This is a genomic window from Faecalibacterium sp. OF04-11AC (genome assembly GCF_003460645.1).
Lineage (GTDB): Bacteria > Bacillota > Clostridia > Oscillospirales > Ruminococcaceae > Faecalibacterium > Faecalibacterium prausnitzii_I.
In genome coordinates this window covers 16018-35148 of the sequence record NZ_QTVP01000017.1, presented here as the reverse complement: position 1 = coordinate 35148, position 19131 = coordinate 16018, and the positions used below count along the sequence as shown (strand labels likewise).

13 protein-coding genes and 2 pseudogenes are annotated in these 19131 nt (G+C 59.2%); 3 read left to right on the top strand and 12 right to left on the bottom strand.

Annotation, left to right across the window (positions count from 1 at the left end):
- Positions 1-71: 71 nt before the first annotated feature.
- The 6 genes and pseudogenes from DXA70_RS09170 to DXA70_RS09145 all read right to left on the bottom strand — a co-directional run bounded on the left by DXA70_RS09170 (position 72) and on the right by DXA70_RS09145 (position 7558).
- On the bottom strand, positions 72-905 hold the full coding sequence (locus DXA70_RS09170; protein ID WP_128118281.1) for a M15 family metallopeptidase: 834 nt from the start codon (positions 903-905) through the stop codon (positions 72-74).
- 170 nt (positions 906-1075) lie between these two features.
- Positions 1076-2274: pseudogene (locus DXA70_RS09165) on the bottom strand (aspartate kinase).
- 21 nt (positions 2275-2295) lie between these two features.
- Complete coding sequence (gene thrB, locus DXA70_RS09160) at positions 2296-3201, bottom strand: homoserine kinase (protein WP_022256790.1); 906 nt, start codon at positions 3199-3201, stop codon at positions 2296-2298.
- 29 nt (positions 3202-3230) lie between these two features.
- Positions 3231-4466 (bottom strand): homoserine dehydrogenase, encoded by a 1236-nt coding sequence (locus tag DXA70_RS09155; RefSeq protein ID WP_128118280.1) that lies wholly within the window; start codon positions 4464-4466, stop codon positions 3231-3233.
- A gap of 45 nt (positions 4467-4511) precedes the next feature.
- A complete protein-coding gene (locus DXA70_RS09150; RefSeq protein WP_112114976.1) occupies positions 4512-4952 on the bottom strand; it encodes an ACT domain-containing protein in 441 nt (146 codons plus the stop codon).
- 158 nt (positions 4953-5110) lie between these two features.
- Entirely contained in the window at positions 5111-7558 is a 2448-nt protein-coding gene (locus tag DXA70_RS09145; RefSeq protein WP_243001270.1) for a transglycosylase domain-containing protein, read from the bottom strand.
- 380 nt (positions 7559-7938) lie between these two features.
- On the opposite strand from DXA70_RS09145, the gene DXA70_RS09140 reads away from it, so the two are divergent.
- On the top strand, positions 7939-8313 hold the full coding sequence (locus DXA70_RS09140) for a hypothetical protein (RefSeq protein WP_022256794.1): 375 nt from the start codon (positions 7939-7941) through the stop codon (positions 8311-8313).
- Between the two features lie 48 nt (positions 8314-8361).
- Here DXA70_RS09140 and DXA70_RS09135 read toward each other — a convergent pair whose 3' ends face one another.
- The 3 genes from DXA70_RS09135 to DXA70_RS09130 form a co-directional block, all read right to left on the bottom strand.
- The gene (locus DXA70_RS09135) at positions 8362-10140 is read right to left on the bottom strand and encodes a Na/Pi cotransporter family protein (protein ID WP_128118278.1); all 1779 of its coding nucleotides are present in this window, start codon (positions 10138-10140) and stop codon (positions 8362-8364) included.
- A gap of 272 nt (positions 10141-10412) precedes the next feature.
- Positions 10413-10544, bottom strand: coding sequence for a hypothetical protein (locus DXA70_RS15095; protein ID WP_022256796.1), 132 nt, complete (start codon positions 10542-10544; stop codon positions 10413-10415).
- A 136-nt stretch (positions 10545-10680) separates the two neighbouring features.
- A complete protein-coding gene (locus DXA70_RS09130; protein ID WP_022256797.1) occupies positions 10681-11151 on the bottom strand; it encodes a CBS domain-containing protein in 471 nt (156 codons plus the stop codon).
- Positions 11152-11546: 395 nt separating this feature from the next.
- Between DXA70_RS09130 and DXA70_RS09125 the strand changes: the two genes are divergently transcribed.
- The gene (locus DXA70_RS09125) at positions 11547-11897 is read left to right on the top strand and encodes an Asp23/Gls24 family envelope stress response protein (protein WP_022256798.1); all 351 of its coding nucleotides are present in this window, start codon (positions 11547-11549) and stop codon (positions 11895-11897) included.
- A gap of 54 nt (positions 11898-11951) precedes the next feature.
- Positions 11952-13644: pseudogene (locus tag DXA70_RS09120) on the top strand (DAK2 domain-containing protein).
- Positions 13645-13717: 73 nt separating this feature from the next.
- Here DXA70_RS09120 and DXA70_RS14490 read toward each other — a convergent pair.
- From DXA70_RS14490 to ispG, 3 genes are all read right to left on the bottom strand, one after another.
- Positions 13718-16402 carry a PolC-type DNA polymerase III gene (locus tag DXA70_RS14490; protein ID WP_243001269.1) on the bottom strand — a complete coding sequence of 895 codons (2685 nt, stop codon included), beginning with the start codon at positions 16400-16402 and terminating at the stop codon, positions 13718-13720.
- Positions 16294-17994: an exonuclease domain-containing protein gene (locus DXA70_RS14485; protein WP_243001268.1), complete on the bottom strand. Its 1701-nt coding sequence runs from the start codon at positions 17992-17994 to the stop codon at positions 16294-16296. Before DXA70_RS14485 ends, DXA70_RS14490 begins: the two co-directional genes overlap by 109 nt.
- 87 nt (positions 17995-18081) lie before the next feature.
- Positions 18082-19128 (bottom strand): flavodoxin-dependent (E)-4-hydroxy-3-methylbut-2-enyl-diphosphate synthase, encoded by a 1047-nt coding sequence (gene ispG, locus DXA70_RS09110; RefSeq protein WP_022256801.1) that lies wholly within the window; start codon positions 19126-19128, stop codon positions 18082-18084.
- Positions 19129-19131: the final 3 nt, after the last annotated feature.

Genomic DNA, 19131 nt, shown 5'->3' with positions numbered 1-19131 from the left:
AAGGTGTACCCCGGGCGCGATCTCCATTCGTTTCAATTGGTATTCCTCATTCGATGTAATAGCTTGGTTTTTCAGGTCTCGTTGGCCGCGCTGAGCTGGCCCAGGGCCAGAAACTCTTCCAGCGAGAGGCCGCTGGCACGGATGGCAAGGGCGTTTTCCACCCCTACATACCGCCAGTGCCAGGGAGCAAAGGCCATGCCCGTGGCCGCCTGCCGGTCCTCCGGGCAGCGGAGGATAAAGCCATATTCGGCAGCATAAGCCGTCAGCCACTCATAGGCCCGGCTCTGGGCAAACGTCTCATCTTTCGTTGCGCTGTCCGCTGCCAGAATATCCGCCGCGTATCCGGTGGCGTACTCGCTGGCCTCCGGCATGGGCACGGTCAGCGCCGCTTTGGCAGAGGCTTCCTCTTCCGAGCGGCCTTTTTCCAGGTACGCCTGTTTTGCGGCATCAAAGGCAGCCTGCCGGGCAGCCGTGTCCTGGTAGCCGGTTTCCAGCGTCAGGGCAATGCCGCTGTTCCGGGCAGCCTCGGCCATGGTGCGGTACTGCTGAGCAGCTTCCGCTTCCAGCTGCTGGCCCGTGGCATCGTCCGCCACGGCAAGCTCCGGAGTGGGCTCTGCCGTCAGGGGGAGGTTCGCGTTCACCAGCGCCAGCCGCCCGTCCACAAGGTCGAGGGTATAGGCACTGCCGTCATACTGCTGGGCCTCAAACACCTCCGGCCCCGCAATGAGGGCGTGGGCTTTGGGCAGCAGCCAGAGGATGCCCGTGGTCATCAGGGCCATGGCTCCGGCACAGGCACCCAGAAAAAACACCCAGTTACGCACCAGCCGCAGACGGCGGCGGATACGACGCTGGCGGCGGGTCGGCTGCGGGGCAGCACGGCGGGGGGTAGCTTGATTTTGCTCCATAACGAATGTTCCCTTCTCACAGCAGTGCAAAACTGCGTCTGCGGCATTTACAGACACAATTTATATTATACACCCCTTTGCAGAAGCTGTAAACGCCAACCGCTGTAAAAGAATTATGAATGCAAAAAGCCTCCCTGCCCAAAACAGGCAGAGAGGCTGAACTCTTTTGCTTAGTCGAACAGCATATCGTGGATGGCGCTGACAGCCTTGTCGGCGTCGGCACGGTCGATGATGCAGGAGATCTTGATCTCGCTGGTGGAGATCATCTTGATGTTGATGTTGTTGTTGGACAGTGCCTCAAACATCTTGGAAGCCACGCCGCTGTGGCTCTGCATACCGGCACCAACGATGGAGACCTTTGCGCAGGTCTCGTCGCAGGTGATATCCTGGAAGTTTGCACCCTCGCGCAGAGTTTTCAGTGCAATGTCGGCATCGCCTCAGAGCAGGTAAAGCTGATGTCTTTCTTGCCGTCGCGGCCGGTGGACTGCAGGATGATGTCCACGTTGACATTCTTCTGGGCCAGCAGGCCAAAGATCTTGAAGCTGGTGCCCGGCTCATCGGGAACGTTCAGAATCGTAATAACAGCAACGTCGGTATCCTTTGCGACGCCCTTGATCAGCATACCTTCCATGTCTTTGACAACCTCCTTGACGATGGTTCCCGGGACGGGATTCAGGCTGGAAAGCACTTCCAGCTCCACGTTATACTTCTTTGCCAGCTCCACGCTGCGGTTGTTGAGCACCTGTGCGCCGAGGGAGGCCAGCTCCAGCATCTCGTCAAAGGTGATCTCTTTCAGCTTGCGGGTGTTGCGCACCTTGCGCGGGTCGGCGGTGTAAACGCCCTCCACGTCGGTAAAGATCTGGCAGCGGTCCGCGTGCAGGGCAGCCGCAATGGCAACTGCACTGGTGTCCGAGCCGCCGCGGCCCAGGGTGGTGATATCATCCAGCTTGTTCAGGCCCTGGAAGCCTGCCACGACCACCACGCGGTTGCGCTCCAGCTCGGAGGAGATGCGCTCCGTCTCCAGCTTGGTGATGCGGGCCTTGGTGTAGGCACGGTCGGTGCGGAAACCAGCCTGCCAGCCCGTCAGGCTGGTGGCATGGCAGCCGATCTCGTTCAGCGCCATGGCCAGCAGTGAGATGCTGATCTCCTCACCAGCTGCCAGCAGCATATCCATCTCACGGGCAGAAGGGTCGTGGCTGATCTCAGCCGCTTTCGCGATCAGGTCGTCGGTGGTATCGCCCTGGGCAGACACCACGACCACCACGTCATTTCCCGCGTTGTGGGTATTGGCCACGATACGGGCCACGTTGAAGATACGGTCCCGGTCCTTCACCGAAGAACCGCCGAACTTCTGTACGATCAACGCCATAGTTTGTCACTCTCCTTTAATTCACTCTACGGTCGCGCCGGTATTATCGGCATCCAGCCGCAGCAATGTAAATGCTTCACATCCGTCCAGGCCCTCCAGGAGCTCCAGCCCCTTTTCCAGCTTGGAATAGAATTTCTCCGCCGTGGCTTTTTCGCCCACGGCCATCACGGTGCTGCCTGCACCCGAGACATACACGGCCTTGGCACCGCACAGGCGGGCCATCTCAAACACCTCTTTGGAGCCCGGCATCAGGGGCATCCGGTAGGGCTGGTGCAGCTTATCCTCGGTGGCAATGGCCAGCAGGTCATGCCGTCCCTCGCAGAATGCCGCCGGTACCAGCGCCGCGCGGGACAGGTTATACACCGCGTCCTTGTGGGCGATCTCCTTGGGCAGGGCCGCACGGGCCGCCTCGGTCAGGAGCTTGTAGTCCGGCACAATGGCCGCAAAGCAGAGGGTCTGGTCCACATCCCGCTTGACGGAGTAGACCACGCCGTCTTCATACACGCTGCTGGTCAGGCCGCCCAGCAGGGCCGGTGCCACGTTGTCCGGGTGGCCCTCAATGGAAGTAGCCAGCGTCAGCAGTTCCTGGGTGTTGAGCACATCGCCCAGCATCCGGTTGGCTCCCAACAGACCCGCAATGATGCAGGCAGAGGAAGAACCCAGGCCTCTTGCCATGGGGATGGGATTCGTCTGCACGATCTTGAGGGGCGGGATGGTCTTGCCCACCTTATCAAACAGGCCCTTGGCCGAGCGGTACACGAGGTTGGACTCGTTGCGGGGGATGCGGGTGCCGTCCGCCGAGGAAATTTCCAGATGGTCGCTCTCCTCAAACGTGACGGTATTGTAAAGGGTCACTGCCAGGCCCAGCGCGTCAAAACCGGAGCCAACGTTGGCGCTGGTGGCCGGGACCGAAACCTTGATCTTCATGGCTGCACCTTTCCTTTGTTTTATAACACTCAGTCTTCATCCGGCAGGCGCTTGAGCCACAGCTTGACGCTGCCGCCCACGGCCTCTACCTTGCGGGCTGCCTCGGCCAGAGCCTTTTCATCGGCCTGTTCCACAAAGTAGGAGCAGCCCTCGTAGTGCTCATCCACCACACGGCCTTTGCCGTAGATGGCTTCCGCCACCGCCGGAGCAATCCCTGCCACACGCACATAGTATGCGGTGGGCGTCGGGTCGGTGAGCATCCCATCCACAGGCTCCGCGGGCTGCCAGAACAGGCTGTCGTGGACCTTGGAGCCGTTCTTGAGGGCGTCCACCACATCGGCCACCACGGCGCTGGCGGTGGGCAGCTTGCCCGCGCCCTTGCCGTAAAAGACCACGTCGCCCAGCATGTCGCCCTTGACCAGCACGGCGTTGAACACATCATCCACGCCGGCCAGCTGGTTGGCTTTGGGCACGAGGCAGGGCTCCACGCCCGCGGCCACGCTGCCGTCCTCGCCCCGCTTCATCCATGCAATGAGCTTGATGACACAGCCCAGCTTCTCAGCAGCGGCCACATCGGCCACCGTGATGTCCCGGATGCCCCGGGTGGGGATGTTCTGGGGGTAGATCTGATGGCCGCAGACCAGTGAGGACAGAATGGCGATCTTGCGGCAGGCGTCGCGGCCATCCACGTCATCGCCGGGGTCCTTGGTCTCGGCGTAGCCCAGCTCCTGGGCGATCTTCAAAGCCTCGTCAAAGCCCAGATTCTCCCGCACCATCTTGGTCAGCATGAAGTTGGTGGTACCGTTCACGATGCCCTCCACCTCAGTGATGACATTGGCGGCCAGGCACTGATGCATCGGGGTGATGATCGGCGTGCCGCCGCCCACCGAAGCCTCAAACAGGAACGCGCAGTTGTGAGCCTTGGCCAGGCCCAGCAGCTCGGCACCGTAGGTGGCGACCATCTCCTTGTTGGAGGTGCAGACGCTCCGGCCGCTCTCGAGGCAGGCCTTGACATAGGGGTACGCAAACCGCGTGCCGCCGATGGTCTCTACCACGACGCGGATCTCAGGGTCTTCCAGGATGGTGTCAAAGTTCTTAATGAACAGATGGGCAGCCGGATGATTGGAGAAATCCTTGGGGTCCAGAATGTACTTGACCTCCACAGGCTCGCCTGCCCGGCGGGAGACACCAGCTGCATTGCGGCAGAGCACCTCGTACACGCCGCTGCCAACCGTGCCAAACCCTAGAATTGCAATCTTGGCCATGTATTTTCCCTCTTTTCCTATTGCTGCAAAAATACAGAGTCGGTTTTACAGATTATATCCGCAGTGGACCCCCACCACCATCCGCTGGCGGCTGAGCTTTTCGGTCAGCTCCTCGGGGGTCATCTGCATGGTGTCGGTCCGGATGGTAACGGCCACCAGCGCCGCGCCATTTTCCGGCGTGGACTGATTGATGGTCACGATGCTCGCTCCGGCCGCGCTGATGCCGGCCAGCAGGCTCTGCAAAGCGCCCGTTTCGTCCCGCAGCGTCGCCATGACGGTGATGACCTCCCGGCCATTCTCGGAATCAAAAATGCAATCCTTATATTTATAAAAAGCACTGCGGGACAGGTCCACACTGCGGGTCGCAGCCGAGATGCTGCGCGCCTCGCCGCTGGCCAGAAGCTCCTTGGCGCGTACCACCTTGAGGAAAACTTCCGGCAGGACCTGTGCGTCTACCAGATAAAAGCGGCGTTCCAACTTGTTCACCTCACAAACACAAGTGTTCTTGCAGAGAATATAATAGCATCCGGCCCCACGCATTGCAAGAGGTCGGATGCTATTTTGTCAGATTATCCAGTTTTGCTGTCGGAAGCGCCGCTTTCCCGCACCGAATCACAAGGGCCCGGCCCGGAAAAGTATGATTTTTAATCCGTCTCCACGCCCGTTGCGGCGGGGTCCGGGATCTGAGTCGCCTGTGTGTCGGCCGCGGACGCCGCAACGCTGCTGTGGGAGTAGTTGCAGGTACCGGGCAGGTCGTCCGCACGGTAGTACCCGGTCGCGCGGCTGGGGCAGTTGGGCCCGGCCAGCAGGCCGCTCTGGGTGCAGTAAGCACGCTCCACAACGCCGTCCGCGGTCGGGAACGCCTTGTAGGGCAAGTCTGCCTGCACCTGCTCCATATAGGCTTTCCACGCCTTGACGCAGGTTTTGGTCTTGGCCTGATCCTTGGACAGGGTGTTGGTCATATCATAGGGTGCATCGTAGCCCCACCACACCGCGGTAACGTAGTACGGCGTGCCGCCCACGAACCAGAGGTCTCTTTCATCGCTGGCGGTACCGGTCTTACCAAAGGACTCCATGCCGCTGGAGTTGGGGTAGTTGCCGCGGGCCGTGCCCACATTGGAGTAGAGCACGTTTTTCAGCAGGCGGTTCATCACATAGGCCGTCTGCGGGGTCAGGGCCTGATAGCTGGTGGCGTTGTTTTCCAGATAGATATTGCCGTCCCGATCCAGCACACGGGTGTACAGGTGCGGGGTGGTGTACTGGCCATCGTAGAAGATCTGGAACGCGGCTGCCAGTGCCATGGGCGTCACGCCATGGGTCTGGCTGCCCATGACCATCTGGGCCAGACCCACATCGTTGGTCGGATCCAGCGTGTTCAGCTGCAGGGTGTTGTAAACAAAGTTAAAGATATTGCTTGCGCCCACCAGGTCACCCACACGGATGGCGATGGTGTTCAGGGAGCGGGCCAGACCGTTCCACAGCGGGAGATCGGTGTTGTCGCCGTAGTTGCCGCCGTAGTTGCGGGGCCAGCTGCGCCATGCATTGGGGTAAGCGCGCAGCTGCTTGTCCGAAAGGCCCATCAGGCCGTTCTTGCGGCAGTAGTCCTCATCCCGGATGATCATGTCCTGCTTCTGGTACAGGGGCGAGTTGTTGAGCATGGTGGACCAGTTGACCAGACCATACTCGATGCCCAGAGAATAGGCACCGATGGGTTTGATGGTGGAGCCCGTCTGCCGGGTCACGCTGTAAGCACGGTTCAGGGAGAGGCTCTTGGTCTTTTGACCTAAACCGCCCACCATAGCCAGCACGTTGCCATCATAGTCCAGCGTGACCATAGCCGCCTGGGTGCGGACATTGCGGTAGTAGTAAACGGTACCGTCCTCGGCCGTGCGGGTCTTGGGGGTTCCGTCGGCATTGAACACCTGCACGTCGTCGTCCGAGATGCCGGTCACCTCTTCCTCATGCCAGCCCGCCGGGAAATACGCGTCGTCGGTGTTGAGCATCAGGTTTTCCATGGCCGTCTGCATCTTGGGGTTCACCGTGGCTTCAATGGTGTAACCGCCGGTGTAGAGCATCTTCTGGGCCGTGGCCTCGTCCACGCCCTCCTTGGCGGCAATGTCGCTCACCACCTCATTGAAGAGGGCATCGGTGAAGTAAGAGGAAGCCGTGGAGGCGTTCTTCTTGCTTGCGTCCTCTTCCGCCAGCACCAGCGGCTGGGCGGCGGCGTTGCGGTAATCCTCTTCCGAGATGACGCCCTGCTGCCACATGTTGTAGAGCAGGAAGTTCCGGCGATGGATCAGGTTTTCAGGGTTGGTATAGGGGTTGTAGTTGGTCGGGTTCTTGGTAATGGACGCAATGGAAGCGCACTCCCAGAGGGTGAGCTGGCTGACATCCTTATTAAAGTACTCGTTGGCTGCCGTCTGCACACCCTGAATGGTACCCGTGAAGCTGATGGTGTTGAGGTAAGCTTCCAAGATGGTCTCCTTGGAGTAGCTGCGGCTCAGGCAGAGGGCGCGGTAAATTTCGCGCAGCTTGCGCAGTGCACCCTCTATGCCGCTGGCGCTGTCATCGTCCGTCAGGTTCTTGATGAGCTGCTGCTCCAGCGTGGACGCGCCCTGCTTGGAGCTGTAGATGGGCAGGATATACTCGTTGATCATCGCGCCGATGGTGCGCTTGAAGTTGACGCCCGGCTCATTGTAGAAGTCTTTGTCCTCGGTGCAGATGAACGCATACTGCAAATAGCTGGGGATCTGCTCCAGGTTGGCCCACACGCGGTGGCTGTTGGAGGAGCGCAGGGTGGCGTATTCCACCTGAGCACCGGTGTCCGGGTCGGTGGCCATTACCACACTGGACTGGCTCAGCTCAATGTTGTCCAGGTCCAGCAGATTGCCGTCATCGGCTGTAGCATTGACCACATAGTACACGGCCCCCACGGCCAGCAGACTGCCGCCAATAATGCACAGGCAGACCACCGTGGCAATGAGCCGTCCCAGCACGCTCCAGAACGTGACACGCCGCTTTTCTTTCGGCTCTCTGGGTTCCTTGGGGGCACGGGGAGTTCTCTGCTCCTTACGGCTGCGGCTCAGGTCCACTTTACGTCCCGCCTTGGGCCGCTCCTGCATGGCGTCCCCGCGGCGGATCTTTCTTGTTTCATTGTTTGAGATAAGGATCGCCTCCTGACTTCCTGCGGCCGCCTCGTGTTCCGGCGCCGCCAGACGGGCGGAGCCTCGGCTCCCCCGTTTTCTTCTATCATTCGTCCCGGGCCGTTCTGCCCCGGGCCATAATATTAGATTATAGTCCTCCGGCCTGCTCCACGCAAGGGCCAGATTTTCTCTCACAAGCGTAGTATAGCACATCTGGGCGCTGAAAGTACAGCATCCGGGTGTGAAAATTCTCCCCGCCTGTCTGAGCATTCCCGTTTTTGCACATACTATCGGCTGAAATCCTCTTTCCCGGAAAGGAGCGTCCTGCCATGCGCAAGCTCTGGCTCTGCCTGTTTTACGCGTTATGCGTTTTTACCATCGTGTTCAGCCTGTTCTGGATGGCCCTGCCCCGGCTCCCGCCGGGCCGTGCCGACTCCGCGGAGGAGACCCCTGTCCCCTCCCTGCCCAGCATCTCGGTGCAGGCCGTGCCGGAAACCGGCTCCACCACCTACTACCTCTGCGACGAGGGCGGGCGGGTCGTGGTCTGGCAGTGTGACGCCGACGGCACCCCTGTCCAGCGGGTGCTCCGCACCGGCATCTATGTCAACCTCCTGCCGGAGGGCGACGCCCTGCGCGTCAAGCAGGGGCTGCGCCTCCCCAGCGAGACCGAGCTGCGGCAGCTGCTGGAAGATCTGGGCGGGTAAAGACACCAAAACTCCCCGGCCGGGGAGTTTTTGCCTGCTTGATCAAAATTATGCCTCCATCTCTTCCAGCGGGACGAGATAGTTCTTACGGCACTGCTCATAGTTGAGCATATAATCCTTGCTGGGGTTGTGGTGCATCATGTTTTTGAGGGTGTGGGAATCGTAGTCCTCACCGGCCTCCATGCCCACCAGACGGGCCGCCACATTGGAGCAGTGGTCGGAGATACGCTCCGCATTGTTCAGCACATCCAGGAAGACAACGCCGGTATCAATGGAGCAGGCACCGTCTTTCAGGCGCTTGATGTGCTGGTCGCGCAGACGCTCCACCAGAATGTCAATGATCTCCTCCAGCGGCTCTACCTGGCGGGCCATACGGACATCCTCATTTTCAAAGGCATCCACGGTCAGGGTCAGGATGTGCTCCAGGGCTGCGTCCAGGATCCCCAGCTCATTCTTGGCGGTTTCACTGAACGAAGCCTCTTTTTCTTCCAGCTCCTGAGCTTTTTCCATGATGTTGACAGCATAGTCGCCAATGCGCTCGTACTCGGTGACAAAGTTCAGCAGCTCGGTCACTTCGTGGCTCTCGTCGTCGTTCAGCTCCTGATCGGTCATCTTGATGAGGTAGTTGGAGATTTCCACCTCCATCCGGTCAATGAGGTTTTCCCGCACATTGATGGCGCTGACCGTGTCCGCGTCCATCTTGAGCAGCAGCGGGGTAGCCAGCGTCACATTGCGGGCCGCGCGGCGGGACATCTTGATCACCGCGTTCTTGGCCTGCTGCAGGGCCACAGCCGGGCTCTTGAACAGACGCTCGTCCAGCACCGGCATACTGAGCTCCTGCTCCTCTTCTTTGTTATCCGGCACCGTGAGCATCGCCAGCTTGGAGAGCACACTGCTGCAGGGCAGGAAAAGCAGCATGGCCGCCACACTGGAAAGGGTGTGGATGTTTGCAATGGAGCTCTTGTTCATTACGTCGCTCCACATGGGGATGCCAATGGTATACCGCACCAGATAGACCGCGGCCAGCAGAATGACACTGCCGATGATGTTAAAGTAAAGATGGATGAGGGCCGTGCGCTTGCCATCCTTGGAAGAGCCGCCGATGGTGAGCAGCGGGGTGAATGCCGTACCAATGTGCGCGCCCAGAATGATGGGGATGGCCGAGCCAAAGGTGACAAGACCGGTGCTGGACAGCGCCTGCAAAATACCCACCGAGGCCGAGGAAGACTGGATGATCACCGTGACCACCACGCCCACCAGCACGCCCAGGATGGGGTTGGTCATGCTGACGAACAGCTCCTGGAACGCGGCGCTCTCCCGCAGGGGGGACACGCCGGTGTCCATCAGGCTCATGCCCGTAAACAGAATGCCGAAGCCCAGCATGATCTGGCCGATGTTCTTTTTCTTGGCGTTGCGGATAAACACATAAAAAACGCAGCCAACAAACGCGACCACCGGCGCAAACGTCTTGGGCTGGATGAGGGTCAGCCACAGGCTGTCGCCTGAGATATCCGCCATGCGGATAAGCTGGCCGGTCACCGTAGTACCAATGTTTGCACCCATGATCACGCCTACCGACTGCGTCAGGGTCATAATTCCGGAGTTGACAAGGCCGACACAGATGACGACCGTGCCAGCCGAGGACTGGATCACGCCCGTGATCAAAGTGCCGAAAATAACCGCTTTGAGAGTAGAAGAGGTCAGCTTCTGCAGCACGCCCTGCATCTTGCCGCCGGCCAGTTTTTCCAGGCCGGCGCCCATGATGGACATTCCGTATAGAAACAGCGCAATACCGCCCAGCAGAGAGGTGATGTGTGTGATATCCATAGAATCAATGCTCCTACTATTGATCTTCGATCTTCTTTTGACAAAAAGGCATCGCACGGCATTGAAACAGACGAGACGTATTCCTCCCGCTCAAACGCCGTCCTTTTTATTATAGCATTGATTTCCCCCACACAACAAGGGGATTTTTACAAGAAAAATAGATTTTTTACACATTTCTGCCGTTTCGGGCTGTTTCTTTGCGGTTCTTTTTCTGTTATTTTACATGCATTTTACAATTTGTCCTTTCAAACCGTGCACTGACAAATTCTGCATCAGGCCGCGCGGGCCTCTTCTTCCAGCTCTTCCATAGCTTCCCGCACCGTATCCGCGGAAAACAGGAACACCCCGCCCGCGGTATACACCTCGATGTGACTGCCAACATTTCGCATCTCAAACTCTTTCATCTCGTGTTCCCTCCTGTCGTATTTCTTAGGACAGGGAGAGTATCGCATAGTTTGAGTCCAATAAATTGGATTTTGAAGCATTTTTGCGCAAAAAGGCCCGGAAATTTTCATCTCCGGGCCTTTTCCTACGAAAATTTTAATGCACTGCCGCCGCTTCCCGCTTGCGTTCCGGCTTTTTCTCCGGCTTTGACATGTGCTGCTGTTCAGCGCGGGCCTTATCATAGCAGTAACGAATGATGGCCTGCCGCCGGACGATGCCAATGAACATGCCCCGGTCATCCACCACCGGCACAAAGTTCTGGTTCATGGCCGCCTCCACCAGCTGATCCATGCTGGTGGTCACGGTCACGGCCTTGTAGTCCCGCTTGTGGGGGAACGACGAGATGGGCACGTCCTCCGCTGCTTCCAGATCCAGCCCGTGGAGCTTTTTCAGTCCCCACAGAATGTCTCCCTCCGTCAGGGTGCCCACATACTCGCCCCGGCGGTTGAGCACCGGGATGGAAGCATAGCGGTTGTTCTCCCATTTTTCAAGGGTCTGACGCAGGGTGAAATCGTCATAAACGTACATCAGGTCCTGCTTGGGGGAAAGGAAAAACAGAATATTCATCAAACAACTCTCCTATTTTGTTATTTCTGCCGTCTGGGCCGCCTGATTCCTGTCTAATACACCATTTTTGCGCGCAGCTGCCCCGCCGGCCGCAAATGCAGCCAGCGGCCATGCGTTTTCCTACTTTAAGTTTAGCACTTTTTCATAGGAATAGGAAGTCATACTATCAAGTTTTTATATTTTATTCACAATCGGTTTGCAATGTTTTACTAAAAAATCACGGAAAGCTATGCACAGCGCCCACTTTTGTGCTATACTAGAAAAGAGATGTCGGCCCGGAACGGGAGTCCACTGTCCCAGTATAGCGGTACCGGTGGTCGGAAACCACAGAAATCGCGTGGCCGGCAGAACACTTTTGGAACTGATTTTGAAATGAATAAAGGAGCAGAGCGACTATGATTACTTCCCGTTTCCCGCTGGGAGATGTCAGCTTCTCCGCCGAGTACTTCTCTACGCTGGTGGGCGAAGCAACCAAACATTGCTACGGTGTGGCCGCAATGGCCCCCCGTGACCTGACCGATACTGTCAAGAGCATGGTGCGCGGCGCTGATTTTTCGGAAAAGGGCGTCCGTGTCACGCAGGAAGAGGGCCGTCTCGTGATCGAGCTGCACATTGCCGTCAGCTATGGGCTGAACATCTCGACTGCCGCGCGGAGCATCTCGCACCGCGTCAAGGACGAAGTAGAGCAGGCTACCGGCCTCAAAGTGGCCCGCGTGGTCGTCTCGGTCGATGACGTCATCGCCTGATCCAAACGCCAAGCCCACCCGGGGGTACCGGGAGATTATAAGGAGTAGAAAACAATGATTTCTGGTAAGATTCTGCGCGACGCGATTATTTCCGGCGCAAACAACATCAACAATCAGCGTTCCCGCGTGGACGAGCTGAACGTCTTCCCTGTCCCGGACGGCGACACCGGCACCAACATGGGCATGACCATTGGCGCTTCCGTCCGTGAGCTGCAGGCTCTGGACGACAGCTGCACCGTGGCGGAAGCCTCCAAGACTGCTGCTTCCGCCATGCTGCGCGGCGCACGCGGCAACTCCGGCGTGATCACCAGCCTGCTGTTCCGCGGCTTCTCCAAGGCTCTGGAGGGCAAGAAAGAGGCCGACGTGGCCGATATCGTCGCCGCCCTGAAAAAGGGCGTCGAGGGTGCCTACAAGGCCGTCATGAAGCCCACCGAGGGCACCATCCTCACCGTGGCCCGCGTCGCCAGCGAGGAGGCTGCCGCCTCCGATGCCGCCGACATCCCCGCCCTGTGGGACGTGGTACTGAGCGCCGGCCAGAAAGCGCTGGAGGACACCCCCAACCTGCTGCCCGTGCTGAAGAAAGCCGGCGTTGTGGATGCAGGCGGCCAGGGCATCATGATCATCTTTGAGGGCATGGGCAAGGTCTTCCACGGCGAGGCCATCGTTGAGGGCGGCGAGCCCGCTCCCAACAAGGCCAAGCTCTCTACCGAGAACGCCGGCAAGGGCGTCTTCACCGATGACCTGATGAAAGTGGAGGACATCAAGAACGGCTACTGCACCCAGTTCCTCATCAACAAGAACGAGGGCGTCAGCGCCGCCAAGATGCGCGCCTTTGCCGAGTCCAACGGCGACAGCGTCGTCTGCATCGAGGACGATGACGTCATCAACCTGCATGTTCATACGGCTGATCCCGGCAAGATCCTGAGCGAGGCCATCAAGTACGGCTACCTGACCAACTTCAAGATCGAGAACATGCACGAGCAGTTCCTGGCCCGTCAGCGCCAGGGCAAGAGCCTGGAAAAGCAGGCCTCTGCCGAGAAGAAGTCCGACCCCACCAGCCAGTTCATCTATGCCGCGGTGGATCCCAGCCGTGACTATGGCTTTGTGGCCGTTGCCGCCGGTGAGGGCCTGAAAGCCGTCTTCACGGATCTGGCAGCCGACGCTGTCGTTTCCGGCGGCCAGACCATGAACCCCGCCACCGAGGATATCCTGGCTGCCATCCAGAGCGTGCCTGCCAAGACCGTTTTCGTCCTGCCCAACAACAAGAACATCATTATGGCTGCCGAGCAGGCCCAGAAGCTGGCTGACCGTCAGGTCGTGGTCCTGCCCACCCGCACCGTGCCATGGGCATCACCGCTCTGCTCAACTTTGACCCCTCTGCCAACACCGAGACCAACACCATCAATATGATGGCTGCTGCCGACAAGGTCTCCACCGGCCTCATCACCTACGCCGCCCGCGACAGCGAGTACGACGGCAAGCGGATCAAGAAAGGCGAGATCATGGCTCTGGAGAACGGCAAGATCGTCTCCACTTCCAACGACCTCGCCAAGGCCACCTATCGTCTGGCACGCGGCATGTGCAAGAAAGATCCAGCTTCGTCACCATCATCTCCGGCTGCGACGTCTCCGACGAGGAAGCCGAGAAAGTGACCGAGCTGGTCAAGGCCAAGTGCCCCAACCATGTGGAAGTCAGCCACATCCGCGGCGGCCAGCCTGTCTATTATTATATGATCAGCGTGGAGTAATCCTCCGTTGCATTGCAAAATCCCCGGTACAGAGTTTCCTGTACCGGGGATTTTTGTTGCATTTAGAAGAAACTCACCTGACTGCTCTCGGGCAGGTCACCCAGAGCGCCCACCTGGCGCAGGCGTCCAGGATGGCACTGGACACACCGGAAGCCTGCTGCAGCTCTTCTATGGAGAGGTACTCCTCCCCGTGGATGGTGGAACGCTCCAGCGCGTCGGCTGCCGCGCCGCCCAGGCCTTTCAGCGACGAGAACGGCAGACGGACCTTGCCGTCCTCCACGATGTAGCGGGAGCCCCGGCTCTTGCCCAGCTCAATGGGCAAAAATTCGTAGCCGCGCACCAGCATCTCGTTGACCAGCTGCAGGCTGACCAGCACGTCTTCGTCCTTGGCGTTCTTCTCCTCTTTCAGGCGGCGCTTCACCTCGTTCATGTGGGCGCGGGCCACGGCCGCGCCGCCCACAGCGGCCTCGTAGTCGATATCATCACCACGGACGGTGAAATAGACCGCATAGAACGCCTGCGGGTGGTAGATTTTGAACCACATCAGCCGGATGGCCGACATCAGGTAGGCCACCGCGTGGGCTTTGGGGAACATATACTTGATCTTCCGGCAGCTCTCAATATACCAGTCCGGCACATCGTGCTCCCGCATGGCTTCTTCCCAGCCATCTTTAAAGCCGCCCTTGGCCACCTTGCCCTTACGGACAGCCTCCATGATGTCGAACGCCATCTTGGGCTCCAGCCCCTTGCGGAGCAGGTAGAGCATGATGCTGTCACGGCAGCCGATGACCTCTGCAATGGTGCAGGTGCCGTTCCGGATCAGCTCATCGGCATTGCCCGTCCAGACGTCGGTGCCGTGGGACAGGCCTGAAATCTGGATCAGCTCGGAGAAGTTCTTGGGCCGGGCCTCCACCAGCATTCCGCGGACAAAGTTGGTGCCCATCTCCGGGATGCCGAACGTGCCCGTCTGGCTGTCGATCTGCTCCGGCGTCACGCCCAGGGCCTCCGGGCTGGTCAGCAGACTGTAGACTTTGGGGTCGTTCATGGGGATGGAGTCCACCGGGATGCCCGTATATTCCTCAAAATATTTGTAGAACGTGGGCATATCGTGGCCGAGCTCGTCCAGCTTGAGCAGCGTGTCGTGCAGATACTTGAATTCAAAGTGGGTGGTCAGCAGGCCGCCCGCCACGTCGTCTGCCGGGTGCTGGATGGGACAGAAATCGTAAATTTCGTAGGTGTCCGGCACAACGACCATGCCGCCGGGGTGCTGGCCCGTGGTGCGCTTGACGCCCGTGCAGCCCAGCGTGAGGCGGTTTTCCTCGGCGTGGTTCACGGTCTTTCCCCGCTCTTCCAGATACTTGCGGACATAGCCGTAAGCGGTTTTATCCTGGATACCGGAAACGGTGCCCGCCTTGAACACGTTGGCCTTGCCGAACAGCTCTTCCGTGTAGCGGTGGACATTGGACTGGTATTCGCCCGAGAAGTTCAGGTCGATATCCGGCTCTTTGTCGCCGTAGAAGCCCAGGAACGTCTCAAAGGGGATATCATGGCCGTCCACCAGCATCCGGGTACCGCAGTGGGGGCAGTTCTTGTCCGGCAGGTCAAAGCCGTCATCCACGCTGCCGTCGGTGATGAACTCACTGTGCTTGCACTTGGGGCAGCGGTAGTGGGGCGGAAGGCTGTTGACCTCCGAAATGCCGGAGAAGTGGGCCACAGCCGAGGAGCCGACGGAACCACGGCTGCCCACCTGATAGCCGCCCGCATTGGAGTAGGCCACCAACTTGACCGCGATGACGTACAGCACCGCGTAGCCGTGGCCGCAGATGGAGTCCAGCTCCTTTTGGAGCCGCTTTTCCACGATCTCCGGCAGCGGGTCACCGTAATCCTCCTTGGCCCGCTTCCAGGTGGCGTCGCGCAGTTGCTGCTCCGCGCCCTCGATGCTGGGCGGATAGGTGCCCCGGGGGATGGCCCGGACGGTATTGTCGATGCTGGCCGCCACCTTGCGGGGGTTGGTGACCACGATCTCGTAAGCTTTCTCTTTGGGCAGATAGTAGAACTGCTTGAGCATGTCCTCCGTGGTGCGGTAGAACAGCGGCGGCTGGTTGTCAGCGTCTTTAAAGCCGTTGCCCGCCTGCAGCACCGAGCGGTAAATGGCATCCTCCGGCTCGGTAAAGTGGACGTCACCCGTGGCGATGACCGGCTTGTGGAGGTCTTCGCCCAACTGGATGACGGTGCGGTTGAAGTCCTTGATGACTTCCTCGCTCTCCACCTTGCCATCCCGCACCATATAGGCATTGTTGCCCAGCGGCTGCACTTCCAGGATGTCATAGTAGGACGCGATCTTCTTCAGTTCCTCGTAGGAGCGGCCTTCCACAATGGCGCGGTAGAGCTCGCCTGCCTCGCAGGCCGAGGTCAAAATCAGGCCGTCACGGTACTTGTTCAGCAGGCTGCGGGGCACACGGGGCTTTTTGAAGAAGTAGTTGACGTGGGCCTCGCTGACGATCTTATACAGATTTTTCAGGCCCATCTGGTTGCGCACCAGAATAATGAGGTGGTAGTATTTTTTCTTCAGCACCTCACGGTTTCCGCCCAGGCCCGTGTTGATCTCGCTGGCCTTGGCCACCTGCTTTTCTTCCAGGTCTTTGAGCATCACGCAGAAGATGCGGCCCAGGGCCCCGGCATCCTCGCAGGCACGGTGCGCCTCGTAGGCAGGCAGCTCCAGATGCTTGTTGATGGTGCCCTGCTTGTAGTTGTGCAAGCCCGGTACATGGCCTGTGCCATGGTCAAGGTGTCGATATAGGTCGGTTCAAACTCGATGCCGCTCCGCTTGGCCGCTGCCCGCAAAAAGCGGATATCGAACGAGTGGGCATTGTGGGCCACCAGGATCCGCCCGCCTGCAAATTCCAGAAACGCTTTCAGCGCTTCTGCCTCGCTGGGGGCGTTGTCCACCATCTCGTTGGTGATGCCCGTCAGCTCGGTGATCTTGGGGGTGATGGGCTTGCCGGGCTTGACAAAGGTGTCGAACTCCTCCACCACTTCCCCGTTCCGGACGATGACGCCGCCGATCTCGGTCAGGTACTCCACACCGGGGTCCAGGCCTGTCGTCTCGGTATCAAAGACGCAGAACTCCCCGGTCAGCGGCTCATCTTTCACACCGTAGACGCAGGGGATCATATCGTCCACAAAGTAGGCCTCACAGCCGTAGATGAGCTTGAAGTCAGGGTCTTTCTTGTGGATGTCATCAGCGGCCAGCATGGCCTCCGGGTAGCCCTGACAGACACCGTGGTCGGTAATCGCAATGGCCGGGTGTCCCATCCGGTGAGCCAGCCGGACGATGCCGCCCGGGTCACAGAAAGCGTCCATACTGGACAGCTTGGTATGCAGGTGGAGCTCCACCCGCTTGACCGGGGCGGTGTCCTCTCGCTTTTTCCGCTCCACAAACAGCACATCGTAGGGATACACGATGTAGTCGTGCTCGTATTTGTCGTAAGTGCAGTCGCCCTTGACGATAACCGTCGTCCCTTTGGGGATGCTCTCCCATTTGGAGCAGTCCTCCCCCTCCTGCGCCCGGACTTTCAGATTGATGGAGCCCGTGTAGTCCGTGATGGAAACGGTGTAGATTTTGCGGAAATTGCCCTTGACCTCGGTAAAGAAGACATCGCCCCAGATCATGCACTTGCCGCCCTCGCCGCCCAGATCTTTCAGCGGTGTGAGGTTCTTGGGGGTGAACATTTTGCCGTGGAAGATGGTCACAGGCTTGTCCGTCAGGTCCAGCCCATCCACCTTGATGGAGGGTGCCGTGTTCTTCTTCTCAAATTTGACCACCGGCGGCGCGATCTTGCGCTCCAGCTTTTCTTCCATCTGGCGCTGTTCCGCCTCATCCACCGCGCTCTGCAGGGTCACTTTGGGCTTGACCCCCGTATGGGTGGCTACCCGCTGGGCCAGCAGGTCCTCAAAACCCATCTCCTGCAAAAACTTGGTGCCGTGGCAGACACCGATGCGGATATTCTGGCCCGTAATGCTGATCTTGCACCGGTCCAGAAAGCCGTTGATGGGCACGCCGTCCCGCTTCATCTCCTCCATCAGCTCCCGCAGGGCAGCTTCGTCCATGGAAGCGTAACCAAAGAGGTTCTCAATTTTCAGTTCAAAGCCCTCATAGCCCGGCTGCAGCGAGGCCAGCAGCCGCGCGCACAGGCCTTTGTCCAGCGGGGCGGCGCTGCGCAGGGTAAAGATCACCTGCCTTTCCTGCCGCAGCATCCGGGCGCGCTCCACAATGACCTGCCCAAAGCAGGATGCAAACGCCGGGTCTACCATAAACTGCGGCCAGAGCTGGGAAACGAGTGGTGTCACAGTGATACTCCTTTGTGTTGGGGAATAAACAGCACAAACTGCCGCGCCCGGTTTTCAGGCGTGGCAGTATTGCTTTATCATGATTCCTTACAGCTTATAAATCTCATCCATGAACTGATCGAGGATGTTGTCACCCGTCAGCTTCTTGATGGGCTGGCCGTGGATAAACAGCACCGCCTCGCCTTTGCCGCCAGCAATGCCGATGTCGGCCTCGCGGGCCTCACCAGGGCCATTGACCACACAGCCCATGACGGCGACCTTAATGGATTTCTTGTAGCCCTGCAGGCGCTTTTCCACCTCATTGGCGATCTCCGTGCAGGGGTACTGGGTGCGGCCGCAGGTGGGGCAGGTGATGACCTCCGGGCCCGCCACCGGGAAGCCGACGGCACGCAGGATGTTGTAGCCTGCTTCCACCTCTTTTTCCGGCTCGGCAGCCAGCGAGACACGGATGGTGTCGCCGATGCCCTCCAGCAGCATTCCGCCAATGCCCATGCCGCTCTTGAGCAGGCCCATCTGGTAGGTGCCAGCCTCGGTGACGCCCACATGCAGCGGGTAGTCCGTCACGGCACTCAGCTGGCGGTATGCCTCCATCATGCGGGGCACGTTGGAGTTCTTGATGGAGATGACGATGTTGTTGAAATCAAACTTTTCCAGTAGACGGACGTGATACAGGGCGCTCTCCACCATGGCCTCCGGCACGGGAGCGCCGTACTTGGCCAGGATGTGCTTTTCCAAGCTGCCACCGTTGACGCCGATGCGGATGGGGATATTCTTCTGCTGGCAGGCCTGCACGACGGCTTTCACGCGGTCATCGTCGCCGATGTTGCCCGGGTTGATGCGAATTTTATCCACGCCCACGTCTGCACAGGCCAGCGCGGCCTTGTAATCAAAATGGATGTCCGCCACGATGGGGATATTGACGGCATTTTTGACAGCCTCGATGCACTTGGCATCGGCGGCACTGGGGCAGGTCACCCGCAGGATCTGGCAGCCTGCTGCCTCACACCGCTTGGCCTGGGCCACGTTGCCCTCAATATCCTCCACCGGAACATTCAGCATGGTCTGCACCGCAATGGGGTTCTTGCCGCCGATGGTCACATTGCCGATCTTTACTTCTCGTTTCAGCTGCCGCATGGT